Source organism: Vulgatibacter incomptus (genome assembly GCF_001263175.1).
Classification (GTDB): domain Bacteria; phylum Myxococcota; class Myxococcia; order Myxococcales; family Vulgatibacteraceae; genus Vulgatibacter; species Vulgatibacter incomptus.
Genome location: NZ_CP012332.1, coordinates 54152 through 68353, shown reverse-complemented (window position 1 = coordinate 68353; position 14202 = coordinate 54152). Strand labels below are relative to the sequence as shown.

General features: G+C 67.2%; 2 protein-coding genes. Both read right to left on the bottom strand.

All coding sequences use genetic code 11. The features are described from left to right. Window positions 1–309: 309 nt before the first annotated feature. Window positions 310–6840 carry a choice-of-anchor J domain-containing protein gene (locus tag AKJ08_RS00200; protein WP_157370364.1) on the bottom strand — a complete coding sequence of 2177 codons (6531 nt, stop codon included), beginning with the start codon at window positions 6838–6840 and terminating at the stop codon, window positions 310–312. Between the two features lie 348 nt (window positions 6841–7188). Further along, complete coding sequence (locus AKJ08_RS00195; RefSeq protein WP_157370363.1) at window positions 7189–13674, bottom strand: choice-of-anchor J domain-containing protein; 6486 nt, start codon at window positions 13672–13674, stop codon at window positions 7189–7191. Window positions 13675–14202: the final 528 nt, after the last annotated feature.

Sequence of the window (14202 nt, the reverse complement as noted above, 5' to 3'; positions counted from 1 at the left end):
AGGGACGGGAACCCGGGAGAATACCCCAGCAATACCGGCAACTTACCAGCCAAGCCCAACAAATGCTTTGTGCTTCAACATTATGGCGCCATAGCAATTATCTGACAGTTTCCGAAGTGTTCGTTCGCAATGTAGGGGCGTCCGATCGAAACGGGGAAAGAATTACGCATCGATCCCAACCCCTCCTGCGCCGAGGCGCCGCCGATCATCGGCAGCGCCTCGGTCCCTACCGCGGGGCGCGGGAAGGAATCAGCCCCAACCGCATCCGGACCGATTCCCTCTAGCGCACCCCGCGCTCAAGCGACGACCTCAGTCGGCCTCGACGACCACCAGGTCATCGATGTAGACGCCGGGGTACACGCCCGAGCCGTCGCTGGCGTTCCCGAACTGGAGCCGCACCACCTCTCCAACGTAGTCCGACAGGTCGACCCGGACGAGCCGCCAACCCGACCCGCTGTGCTCGCCACCCCAGGCGCGCTCGCTCTTGATGGTGAACACATAAGCGGGGTCCGGGTCGGCCAGCAGAGCGAAGGTTCCACCGCTCGCCGACACCTTCACGTTGGCGCCGTCGTAGGTGCTGCCCTCGGTGTACGTCCACATCCGGAACCAGAGGACGGGCGAAATGGCGCTCGTCAGGTCGATGTCCGGGGACGTCGCGTTCGAGCCCGCGTAGGTGCGGTCGTTGGAGTAGTTGCCCGCGATCTTCGTGGCAATGCACTGGTTGCCTCCGAACGCAGTCGCGGGGCCCACCGAGCTCGGCGTGCCGCACTCCCAGTCGCCCGTCAGCACCCAGTCGTTGGGGCAGGCGCCCTCGAAGCCGGTGGCGAAGTAGACCTCCGCTCCGCTCACCTCGAAGACGAGCTCCCTCTCGTCGGCCGCGTCCGGATCGTTGGGATCCTCCGCCCGCACAACCACCGAGACCGGGCCGATGTCGCCAAGGCCCGGGGTCCCCGTGAGCACGCCGGTCGTCGGATCGATCGTGAGCCACGTGTGGTTCACGCCCCCGGCGATGCTCCAGGTGACGGCCGCCGGCCCCACGGTGCGGAACATCCGCTGGGTGTACGGCACGCCCACGTAGGCGCTCGCGAGCATGTCCTCGACGATGGACGGCCCGACCTGATCCGCCCACTCGATTGTCACGTCGTCGACGTAGGCGCCTGCGCCGATGTAACCGCTCGAGGTGCTCAAGATGAACGCCACCCGGATCGTCTGACCTGCGTAGGCCGACAGATCGATCGAGTACTTTCGCCATCCGAGCTGGCTCAGATCACCGCCCCAGGCGCCGCTGTTCGACGAGTTCACGTAGGCCGGCGAGACCGCGGCGGCAGCCGGGACTTCGTAGGAATCTCCCAGGATCTGAGCCTGGAACCAATTCAACCGAGCGTTGGAGGTCTCGATCCACGCCCAGAAGGCGAGCTTCGAGGGAGCCCCCGCGGGAACCATCATCGGCGGCGATTCGACGTAGTTACCGGTGATCGACATGCTCGGGGAGGCGTTCTGCGAGAGCTTCGTGGCGAGGCAGGTCGAACCCGAGTGGCAGGATGCAGGCCCGACGTTGCTCGGGGTGCCGAGCTCCCAGTCCCCTCGGAGCGTCCAACTTGCGGGGCCCTCGAAGTCATCGCTGAACGCAACGCCCGGCGGGAGGGACACGACCTCGAACTCGAAGGACTCTTCGGCGAAGTTCGATGGGAACGCCGGCTCCTCCAGGCGGAGCATGAACGAGACGGGGCCAACGTCGGCGGCGGTCGGTGTGCCGGAGATCGCCTGGCGGATGGGATCGAAGGTGAGCCAGGAGGCGTTCTGAAGCGGAGTGAACGTCCACTGTGCTGCCGAGGATCCGCCGTCACGCTCGAAGGTGGCGACGAGCGGCATCCCGACGGACACGACCGCGGGAAGGTTGCCCTCGATCGACAGCGGGTTCATCCCGGCCGTCGAGATCGCGAGGTCGTCGATGTACACGCCCGCGTCGGTTCCGCCGCCGTCGCTGCGGAACGCGAAACGGAGCTGGATCGTCGATCCGGCGTAGGCCGAGATGTCGACCACGTAACGGCGCCACGGGGTCAGATCGCCGCCCCACCCGAGCTGCCCGTCGGGGGACCCGGTGTAGCCCGGCGACACCTGGGCGGCAGCGGGCAGCTCGAACGGCCCGCCGTCGCGGCTGATCTTCAGGTTGAACGCGTCCCAGTTCGGCCCCTCGGTCTTGACCCAGGCCCAGAACGTGACGAGCGGCTCCACCGTTTGTGAGAGATCGATCGTCGGCGAGGTTGCGATCGAACCCGCCCAGGTCGCGTCGTTGCCGTAGTTTCCAGCGAGCCGCGTGGCGAGGCATTCCCCGCCCGAGCGGCAGGCGCCGGGCCCGCTCGTGGGGACCCCACGCTGCCACTCGCCGGCCACCGTCCACCCGCCGTCGGAGGTGAAATCCGCCTCGTAGTAGGGTTCGGTCGGCGGCGAGAGGATGTCGAGCGAGAACGTCGCTTCCGCGAAGTTGGCGGGTGTGGCCGGCTCGGAGACCCGGACCGTCACGGAATGGGTGGCCAGGGCAGGCGGAGTCCCCGAGAGCAGGCCGGTCTGCGGGTCGATCTGCATCCACGAGGGACCGCTCACGAGGCTCCAGGTCGAGGCCGTCGATCCGCCGCTCTTCGCGAGCCTCCCCATCCAGGGGATACCGGGGAGGCCGTTGTTGAGGCGGGTCGTGACGATCTCGAGGGGATCGGTCGACTCCTGCTGGACCATGACGTCGTCGATGTAGACGCCCGCGTAGTTCGAGCTGCCGTCGGAGCGGAACGCGAAGCGGAGTCGAATCGTCTCTCCCGTGTACGAGGCAGGGAGCCGTGCCCTGATCTTCTGCCAGCCGCTCGCGGACTTGTTGCCGCTCCACGCCTGCTGGGAATCGACCGTCCCGTCGTACACCGGGCTCACGTCCGTCACCGGCACGTAGGTGACACCGCCGTCGTTGCTGACCTTCAGGTTGAAGCCGTCGTAGCCCGCCTCGGTGTGGCTCCAGGCCCAGAACGAGACCACCATCGGCTCGGTGGCTCCCGCGAGGACGATGGGCGGGGAGTCCGCGGTCGACGTGTCGTACGCGGCGTCGTTGCCGTAGTTGCTGGCGATCCGAGTCGCGATGCAGCCGCTGCCCGAATGGCAGCTCGACGGTCCGACGCTGGACGGCGTGCCCCACTCCCACTCACCGCGGAGCGTCCAGCCGCTGGGGCTCGCGTCGAAATCGGTGTCGGCATACTGCCCGGCCCCGAGCTCGGCGACCACCACCTGGAACTCCACCTCGGCGAAGTTCTCCGGGAACTGCGGCTCCTCGACGCGCGCCGTGAACGTGTGCGGCCCGATTTCGCTCGCCGTGGGCGTTCCGGAGACGACGCCCGTCGCCGGATTGATCTCCATCCACGCCGGAGCGTCGACGAGCGACCAGGTCGCCTCACGGGAACCTCCGGTTCGGGCCAGCACGGCGACGAACGGCTGATCGACGAAGGTCCTGCCGAGGTTCGGAGACGTCGTGATCGAGAGCGGATCCCTATACCGTTCCGTCACCGACAGGTCGTCGACGTAGACGCCGGGATAGACGAGGCTGCCGTCGCTCCTGAACGCGAGCCGAACCTGGATCGTGGAACCCGTGTACGAGGAGATGTCGATGGCGTACGGCCGCCAGCTGGAGAGGTCGCCGGACCAGCCGTTCTCGCTCGCGATGAGGCTCGTGTAATACGCGGGCGAGACCTGCGCCGAGGTCGGGACCGTGAACGGGCCGCCGTTCCGGCTGATTTTCACGTTGAACGCGTCGTTGCCCGACTCGGTTCGGATCCAGGCCCAGAAGGTGAACTTCGGATCCGTCGCGTCGGTGAGGTCGATCACCGGCGACGTGGCGATGGCGGAGGCCCAGGCCATGTTGTTCGTATAGTCCCCGGACATGTTCGTTGCGATGCAACCGCCCGGCGAGTGGCACGCGGCCGGCCCTACGTTGCTTGGCTCCCCGCACTGCCAATCGCTGCTCATGGTCCAGGCGGCGCAGTTCACGAAGGATTCGTCGAGGTAGACGCCGGGAATGGGGGCCCGGACCTCGAAGTCGTACTCGGCCACCGCGAAGTTCGACGGGTTGAGAGGCTCCTCGACCCGAACCTGAAGGTGGACCGGGCCTTCGTTCGACGTGGCCGGGGTTCCCGAGAGGGCGCCGGTCGCGGCGTCGATCGAGAGCCATTCGTGGTTCGAACCGCCGACGATGCTCCAGCTCGACTCGTTCGAGCCGCCGATCTTCCTCATGCTGGCGAGGTACCGTCGGCCGCTGGTGCCGTCAGGGAGCACGGGAGTGGCGATCGAGACAGGATTGGCCGCCGCCTCGACGATGGAGATGTCATCGATGTAGACGCCCTCGAGATTGCCGCTCGAGTCGCTCCGGAAGGCGAAACGCAGGCTCACGCTCTGGCCTGCGTACTCGCTGAGATCGGCCTGGTACTCCCTCCAGCCGAAGGCGACGAGGTCGCCCGACCATGCCTGCTCGCTGTTGACCGTGCCAGTGTAGGGAGGGTCGACTGCCGTGAGGAGGCTGAAGGAGGTTCCGTTGGTGCTCACCTTGACGTTGAACGCGTCGTAGTACGAGGTTCCCGACGATTCGGTCCTGACCCAGGCCCAGAAGCGGAGCAGCGGATGGCTCGCTTGGGTCAGGTCGATCAAAGGCGAGGTCGCGGTGGCCGTGTCGTAGTTCTGGCTGGAGCTGTAATCCGAGGACAGGCGGGTCGCGAGGCAGGTCTCGCCCGAAAGGGCCCCCGGGGGCCCAACCTTCGTGGGCGTCCCGCACTCCCAGTCGCCGCCGAGCGTCCAGCTCGAGCAATCACCCTCGAGATCGCTGCGGTAGAGGAGGAGCGCTCCCGGATCCTCGACCGAGGTGGTCAGGGTCGCCTCGGCAGAGTTCAGCGACAGGATGCCGTCCTCGACGCGGACGGTGACGGAGACGGGACCCACGTTCGAGACCGAAGGCACGCCGGAGAGCACGCCCGTCGAGGAGTCGATAGCGATCCAGTCGTGGTTCGCGCCGCCGACGATGCTCCAGGAGACGGCGTTCGATCCGCCGGCCCGGTTGAGGTTCGCCGCAAAGGAATGGCCGACGGTTGCACGGGGGAGGCCATTCGGAAGGATCGCGACGGAATCCGCGACGTCTTCGGCGACCGAGAGATCGTCGATGAAGACCCCGTCGTAGGCCCCGCTGCCATCGCTTCGGAAGCCGAACTGCACCTCGATCGAGTCGCCGGCGAAGGCGCTCAGATTTACGGCGAACCGCCGCCAGCCAAAGTTCCGGTCGTAGCCGACCCAGGCGGGCTGCGAGTCGATCACCCCGCGGTAGGACGGCGAGACGTCGTCCGCCAGCGTGAATCCGGTCTCGCCTGCACGGCGGACCTTCACGTTGAATCCGTCGTAGGGCGAGTTGCCCTCGGTATGCATCCATACCCAGAAGGCGAGGACGGGGCTCGAGGCACCGCTCAGATCGATGACCGGAGAGGTCGCCGTGGACGTCGCGAAGCTGGCGTTGTTTCCGTAGGTGCCCGCGAGCTTCGTCGCGACGACGCCGGTGCCGGTGCGGGCCTGATTCGGACCCGAGGTCGGCGTCCCGCACTCCCACTCGCCAGCGAGAGTCCAGCCGGAGCTGGCGCAGTCCTCGAAGCCCTCGAGGTAGAGAGTCGCAGCTGCCATGCAGGCAGGACCGTCGTACGTGCCTGCGCAGGAGCCGGCCATGCAGGCATCCGCGAAGGTGCACCGGTCGCCGTCGTTGCAAGCGGTCCCGTCGGACACGTTCTGTGCCGCACACGCGCCGGCCGAATCGCAGGCGGCGGTCTGGCACTGCCCGAGGCCGCCGAGCGAGCACGCAGTCCCGGCGGGGCGTGCCTCTGCCTCGCAGGCACCGGCGCCGTCGCAGGCGGCGAACTGGCACTGGCCAAGGCCGGCGAGCGAACACGACGTGCCCGCGTCGAGGGGCTCGGCGAGACAGGAGCCGGCGCCGTCGCAGGCCGCCACCTCGCACTGACCGAGCCCGGCGAGGTCACAGGACGTACCCATGTCCAGAGGCTCGGCGCCGCAGGAGCCGTCGACCGGATCGCAGATGCCGGCCGTGCAAGCCGAGCCCATCGCGGAGCAGTCCTTCGGCGTGACCACGCATTCGCCGGCCTGGCAGGCCGCGATCTCGCAGAGGTCGCCAGATTCGCAGCTCGTGCCATCGGCGAAGGGAACCAGGGAGCAGCTCGCGCTCAGCTCGTCGCAGGAGACCTCGCTGCAGTCGGTGGCCTCGAGGCCGCAGTCGTTGGGGAGCTTGCCGACGCACTCGCCGACCTCGTTGCAGACATCACCAACGGTGCAGAAGAGCCCGTCGTCGCACTCGGTGCCGACCTCGACCAGGACATCGACGCAGGAGCCGATCGGACCCTCGTGGCTGCCGTCGTTGCAGACCGAGACGGCGCACTGGCCGACGGCGAGACCTGCGCAATCGGCGTCGTCGTGGCACTGCGACGGATCTCCTCCGCCGCTGCCACCCTCGCCGGCGCTACCGCCTGTGCCGCCCTGGCCGGCGCTGCCGCCGGTGCCGCCCTGGCCGGCGCTGCCGTCGGTGCCACCCTCGCCAGCGCTGCCGCCGGTGCCGCCCTCGCCGGCGCTGCCGCCGGTGCCGCCCTCGCCGGCGCTGCCGCCGGTGCCGCCTTCGCCGGCGCTGCCGCCGCTACCGCCGCTACCGCCTGGGTTTACGGTGGGATCGCCGCCACCGTTACAGGCAGCGAAGGAGAACGCGAGCAGGCTCGCCAGCGTCCATGATCGAACCGGGTGAAACGATAAGACCGACAACAACGCACGCATCGTCGAGATCCTCCAGCCAGCCCGACCGACATGAAGCCGGGTTTCATGTGAATGGTCGTCGACAATAGATCGACTTCAACCAACTGCAAGACCAAACGTTTGACCCTCAATCACAAGGGATCAAAGAAAGGAGATATTCATCAGTGATTCCCGAAGGATGCCAGTAAGATGAAACAAATACTTGGCGTATCAACAGCCTGACCACTCGAGAAGGACCTTGCAGTGGTCCCGCCAGCCGTTCGTCGGTGCAGGATCCCCCGATCAAAAAAAGCGCCGCCCGCGCTGTCAGCGGGAGCGGCGCCTTTTTCGATACGAGGGCGCGCTCGGAGGCGCACCGTCATGCTCGCGTCAGTCGGCCTCGGCGATTACGAGATCATCGACGTAGACGCCGGAGTACTCGGCCCCGCCGTCGCTCGCATTGCCGAACTGGATCTGCACCACCTGTCCGCTGAAGGCGGACAGGTCGACCTGAACGAGCCGCCACCCAGCCCCGGTGTGATCGCCACCCCAGGCCCTTTCGTCCTTGATCGTGAACGGATAGTCGGGCGCCACGTCCGTCAGCTCCTCGAACGATCCTCCGTTGCCCGACACCTTCAGGTTGGCGCCATCCCAGGTCTGCCCCTCGGTGTCGGTCCACATCCGGAAATGGAGGATCGGCGAGATGGCGCTCGTCAGGTCGATCTCAGGCGAGGTCGCATTGGAAGTGGCGTAGGACATGCTGCTCGAATAGTTGCCCTCGAGCTTCGTGGCGAGGCACTGGTCGCCACCGAAGGACGTCGACGGGCCCACCGAGGAGGGCGTGCCGCATTCCCAGTCGCCCGTGAGCGTCCAGCCGTTCGGACAGGAGTCCTCGAAGCCGGTGGAGTAGTAGACCGTCGCGCCGCTCACCTCGAATACGAGCTCCCGCTCGTCGCCAGCGGAAGGATCGCTCGGATCCTCCGCCCGGACGACGACCGAGACCGGCCCGAGGTCGCCGAAGGTCGGCGTACCGGTGAGCACACCGGAGGCCGGATCGATCGAGAGCCACAAGTGGTTGGAGCCGCCGACGATGCTCCAGATGACGGAGGGCGGCCCCTGGGTGCGGGTCATCCGCTGGGTGTAGGGCACGCCGACGTAGGCATCCGCCAGCAGGTCCTCCACGATCGACGGCTCGCTGGCCTGGGAGGCCAGCTCGACGACCACGTCGTCCACGTAGGCGCCGACTCCCGCGCTGCTGGAGGTATCCAGCATGAACGCCACCTGAACCGTCTGGCCTGTATAGGCCGACAAATCGATCGAGTACTTCCGCCACCCGAGCTGGCTCAGATCGCCACCCCATGCGCCGTTGTTCTCGGAGTTCACGTAGGCCGGCGAGACCGCTGCGGCGGAGGGGACTCGGTAGGTCGACTCTCCGAGCCGCAGGATCTGAGCCTGGAACCAGGAGTACCGGGCGTTGGAGGTCTCGATCCATGCCCAGAAGGTGAGCTTGGACGGCGCTCCGGCCGGAACGACGATGAGCGGAGATTCCACGTAGTTCTCGGTGAGCGAGAGCCCGTCCGTAGCGACCCGGTCGAGCTTGGTCGCGAGGCAGCTCGTGCCCGAGTGGCACGATGCCGGCCCCACGTTGGAGGGCGTTCCGATCTCCCAGTCGCCTCGGAGCGTCCACCCGTCGCCGCCCTCGAAGTCTTCGAGGAACGAGACGCCCGAGGCGAGGGAAACGACATCGAAGCTGAAGGTCTCCTCGGCGAAGTTCGAGGGGAACGCGGGCTCCTCGACGCGGAGCGTGAACGACACCGGTCCCGCGTCGGCTTCGGCGGGAGTGCCCGAGACCGTCCGTGCGGCGGGATCGAAGGTGAGCCAGGACGCGTTCTCCAATGGGGTGAACGTCCAGATCGAGCTGGCGGTCCCACCGTCTTGCCCGAATCGCGACGAGAGCGGAACGCCAACGGGCAGCCGCGCCGGGAGGTCGAGGGCGTATATCGACAGCGCCTCGAGGCCCCTGGTCTGCACGACCAGATCGTCGATGTAGATGCCGGCGTATTCGTTGCTGTAGTCCGAGCGGAATGCGAAGCGCAGCGCAATCTGGTGGCCCGCATAGGCGCCGAGGTCGGCGGTGAACCGCATCCACCCCGCCGTCGAGCCGGACCAGCTCGGCTGATCGTCCAACGTCTTGTTGTAGGCCGGGGACACGGCGGTCAAGAGGTTGAAGGGGCCGCCGTCGACGCTGATCTTCAGGTTGAAGCCGTCGCAGCAGGATTCCGTCTCCATCCAGCCCCAGAAGGAGACCTGCGGCGCCACCGCCTCGGAGAGATCGATGGTCGGAGAGGTCGCGATCGAGGTCGAGAACGAGGCGTTCGAGTGGTAGTCGCCCGCGAGCCTCGTGGCGATGCATTCGCCACCCGAGCGGCAGGCACCCGGGCCGCTCGTCGCCACGCCACGCTCCCACTCGCCTGCCACGGTCCAGCCGCCGGCTGCCGTGAAATCGGCTTCGAAGTAGGAAGCGGTCGGGGGGTCGAAGATGCCGAAGGTGAAGGTTCTCTCCGCGAAGTTCTCGGGACGGGAGGTCTCCTCCACCCGGACGGTGACGGTTTCGGCGCCGAGATTCGGCGGGGTCCCGGTCAGGACTCCGGTCCGAGCGTCGATCTGCATCCACGAAGGACCGCTCACGATGCTCCAGACGGCGGCGTCCGTGCCTCCGGACTTCGCCAACGCGCCGACCCAGGGCAGGTTCGGGAAGCCGTTGGGAAGGTACGAAGTGATGATCGCGACCGGATCGAACCAAGGCTCCTCGACCTTGAGATCGTCGATGTACACACCGGGGTAGGTGCCGCTCCTATCGGATCGGAAGGCGAAGCGGAGCTGGATCGTCTCGTTCGCATACGCGCTCGGGAGCCGAGCCTGGAACCGCTGCCAGCCGAGGCTGGACCTGTCGCCGTACCACGACAGCTCGTCGTCGACCGTTCCGTCGTAGGAGGGGCTGACGTCCTCCAACAGCGCAAAGGTGGCGCCTCCGTCCGTGCTCACCTTCAGGTTGAAGGCGTCGTACCCCGACTCGGTGTGGACCCATGCCCAGAACGTGATCGTCGGCTCGATTGCGCCGGTCAGGGCGATCGGCGGCGAGGTCGCCGTCGACGTGTCGTACGAAGCGTAGTTCTCGTATTCGCCGGCGATCCGGGTCGCGATGCAGCCGCTGCCCGAGTGGCAGCTCGACGGACCGACATTGGACGGCGTGCCCCACTCCCACTCACCGGCGAGCGTCCAACCGTTGACGGTCCCGTCGAAGTCGAAATCGGCGAACTGGCCGGGCTCGAGCTGAATGACCTCCACTCGAACCGACCTCTCCGCGAAGTTCTCAGGGTTCTGAGGCTCCTCCACTCGGAGGGTGAAGGCGTTGGTCCCGAGGTCGCCCTCCGAAGCCGTCCCGGACAGGGCGCCCGTCGCAGGATCGATCTGGAGCCACGCGGGAGCGTCTTCGAGGGACCAGACCGCCGCCGTGGAGCCTCCGGTCCTGGAGGGATTGTAGAGGAACGGCTGGCCCACGAACGTCCTGCCGAGCTCTGCGGGATCGAGGATCGAGAGCGGATCCCGGTACCGCTCCACCACCGACAGGTCGTCGATGTAGATGCCGGGCCGGTTCCCGCCGCCGTCGGTGCGGAAGGCGAACCGGAGAAGGATCCGCTGACCGGCGAAGCTGGAGAGATCCACCGCGTACGGCACCCAGCCCTCCTCCGATCGATCGCCGCCCCATCCGCTCTCGCCGCCGGCGCTCCCATCGAAGTCGGGCGTCACGCCGGTGAGGAGGGTCCAGGTCCTGCCGCCATCGGTGCTGGCCTTTACGTTGAATACATCCCAGCTCGGGCCCTCGGTGTGGACCCAGGCCCAGAACTGGAGCATCGGCTCATCGGCGTTCGACAAGTCGATCGTCGGGGAGTCGGCCGTGGTGGTCGCCCAGGCGAGGTTGTCGTGGTAGTTGCCCGTGAGGTTGGTCACGAGGCAATTGGCTCCGGAGCGGCAGGTCGGCCCGTTCCCGCTCGGGGTGCCGCACTGCCAGTCCGACCTGAAGGTCCAGCCCCGGGAACAGGACTCGAAGTCGTCGACCAGGTACGTACCGGTTGGAGCATCCGCGACCTCGAATTCGAAGTCCGCGACGGCGAAGTTCGAAGGCATCGACTCCTCTTCGACGCGAACGCTCACCTGGACCGGTCCCTCGTTCGACGCGGCCGGAGTCCCCGAGAGGACGCCGGTCGCGGGATCGATCGAGAGCCACTCGTGGTTCGTCCCGCCGATGATGCTCCACAGCGAGTCGTTCGATCCGCCGTGCTTCCCGAGGACCGCGAAGTAGGAGGCTCCCAGGTTGGCATCGGGCAGGCCGTTGGCCACGATGGATATGGGATCGGCGGCCGCCTCGACGATCGCGATGTCGTCGATGTAGACGCCGTCGTAGCTGGTGCCGCCGTCGCTGCGGAAGGCGAAGCGCAGGGTGATGGTCTCGCCGACGTAGGCGCCCAGATCCACCTCGATCGGGTACCAGCCGTTCGACGAGAGGTCGCCCGCCCAGGCCAGCTCGTCGTCGATCGTCTCCGTGTACGGCGGCTCGACTCCGGTCAGCAGCGTGAAGTCGGTCCCGTCGGTGCTGACTTTGACGTTGAAGGCGTCGTAGCCCGCCTCGGTCTTCATCCACGCCCAGAAGCGAAGGCGTGGCTGGCTCGCCTGCGTGAGGTCGATCGCGGGCGAGGTCGCGGTGGACGTATCGTAGTCCTGGTTATCGCTGTAGTTCGAATCGAGCCCGGTCGCGAGGACGTTCCGGCCGGAGTACGGAGCAGCGGGTCCGACGTTAGAGGGCACGCCGCATTCCCAGTCGCCCGAGAGCGCCCACTCCGAGCAATCCGACTCGAAATCGCTGAAGTAGAAGAGGTTCGAGCCGAGGTCGACCACCCTCGTCGAGAACGTTCTTTCCGCATAGTGGGTCGGGAACTCATTCGACGTGGCCCGGACGGTGATCGAGACGGGGCCGACGTCGCTAGACCACGGCGTACCGGACACCACCCCCGTGGACGCGTCGACGTCGAGCCAGCCGTGGTTCTCGCCCTCGACGATGCTCCAGGAGACGTCCGATGACCCTGCCCCCAGCGCGAGCGGAGCGGAGAAGGAACGGCCCGTGTACAGGACCGAAGGGAGCGCCAGATCTCCAACCACGAGCGGAGCCGCGTTCGCCTCCGTGATCGAGAGATCGTCGACGTACACGCCGGCGGCGTTCGTGCCGCTATCGGAGCGGAACGCGAACCGCACCTCGATCGAATCCCCCGCGTACGCGCTCAGATCGACGGAGTACGGCCTCCACCCAAGGTCCGCCCAATAGCCGCCCCAGGCCATCTCGCTGGGCGTGCCGATCGAGCTCCTGTACGGGGGCGTCACCGCAGTCGCCAGGGTGAAGTTGGTCTGGCCGGACCGGCGGATCTTGACGTTGAATCCGTCATAGAGGGTCGACGAGCCTTCGGTGTCAACCCACGCCCAGAAGGTGAGGACCGGGCTCGACGCGTTGCCGAGATCGATGGACGGCGACGTAGCGATCGAGGAATCGAATTCCGCGTAGTCGTCGTAGTTTCCCGCGAGGTTCGTCGCGAAGACGCCGGTGCCGGTGCGGGCCCGGTTCGGACCGGATGCCGGCGTCCCGCACTCCCACTGTCCCGCGAAGGTCCAGCCGGAGCTGCCGCAGTCCTCGAAGCCCTCGAGGTAGTAGGTCGCTGCTGCCAGACATGCAGGCCCGTCGTACGTGCCGATGCAGGAGCCTGCCGCACAAGCATCCGCGACCGTGCACCGGTTGCCGTCGTCGCAAGCGGTACGGTCGTCCACGTTCTGCGGCGCGCACGCGCCGGCCGAATCGCAAGCGGCGAACTGGCACTGCCCGAGGCCGCCGAGCGAGCACGACGTCCCGGCGGGGAGGGGCTCTGCGGCGCAGGCACCATCGCCGTCACAGGCAGCGACCTGGCACTGGCCGAGGCCCGGGATCGAGCACGACGTGCCCGCGTCGAGAGGCTCCGTGACACAGGCGCCCGCTCCGTCGCAGGTGGCCAACCGGCACTGCCCGGTCTCGTCGGTCGAGCACGACGTGCCCGCTTCGACGAGCTCCGCGACGCAGGAGCCGTCCACCGGATCGCAGCTGCCGACCGAACAGGCCGATCCCATCGCGGAGCAGTCCTTCGGCGTGACCACGCACTCGCCGGCTTCGCAGGCCGCGATCTCGCAGAGGTCGCCGGCCTCGCAGCTCGTGCCGTCTGCGACGGGAACGAGGGAGCAGCTCGCGTTCAGCTCGTCGCAGGAGACCTCGCTGCAGTCGGTGGCCTCGAGGCCGCAGTCGTTGGGGATCGTGCCGACACACTCGCCTACCTCGTTGCAGGCGTCGCCCACGGTGCAGAAGAGGCCGTCGTCACAAGCGGTTCCGACCTCGGCCTCGACCTCTACGCAGGAGCCGATCGGTCCCTCGAATCTTCCGTCGTTGCAGAGCGGGACGACGCACTGGCCGACTGCGAGCCCTGCGCAATCGGCGTCGTCGTGGCATTCCGTCGGATCTCCGCCGCCGCTGCCGCCCTCGCCGGCGCTGCCGCCCGTGCCGCCCTGGCCGGCGCTGCCGCCGGTGCCGCCCTCGCCGGCGGTGCCGCCGCTGCCGCCCTCGCCCGCTGTGCCGCCGCTGCCACCCTCGCCGGCGTTGCCGCCGGCTCCCCCGCCACCTCTACCGCCTGTGCCTTCGCCGGGATCGCCGCCGCTGCCACAGGCCGCGAAGGAGAACGCGAGCAGGATCGCCAGCGCCCATGATCGAACGGGGTGAAACGATAAGGCCGACAACAACGTACGCATCGTCGAGATCCTCCAGCCAGCCCGACCGTTTGCAGCCGGGATTCATGTCGATGGTCGTCGACAATAGATGGACTACATCCAGCTGCAAGACCGAATGTTTGACCGCCAAGCACAGAAGGTAGGGACCGCGGGAAATTCTCCAGCAATTTCCGCAAACTGCCAACAAGATGAAACAAATACTTGGCGTATAAACGGAATGGCCTCTCGACAAAGAACTTTCAGTCCTCCCGCCGGTCGTTCGTCTACGAGGGATCCCGCGATCCAAAAAAACGCCGCCCTCGCTGACAGCGAGAGCGGCGTTTTGAAACGTAGGCGCGCCCGGCAGCGCGCCCGCATCAGCCGTCAGTCGGCCTCGACGATTACGAGATCATCGATGTAGACGCCGGGGAACACGCCCGAGCCATCGCTGGCATTGCTGAACTGGAGCTGCACGACTTCTCCGGTGTAGCCGGACAGGTCGACCCGGACGAGCCGCCAACCCGCCCCGGTGTGATCGCCGCCCCAGGCGCGCTCGTCCGAGATGGTGAA

What these genes read in the sequence shown, in the direction of transcription:
- AKJ08_RS00200 (WP_157370364.1), bottom strand. Translation starts at nt 6,840, where the DNA reads ATGCGTGCGTTGTTGTCGGTCTTATCGTTTCACCCGGTTCGATCATGG.
- AKJ08_RS00195 (WP_157370363.1), bottom strand. Translation starts at nt 13,674, where the DNA reads ATGCGTACGTTGTTGTCGGCCTTATCGTTTCACCCCGTTCGATCATGG.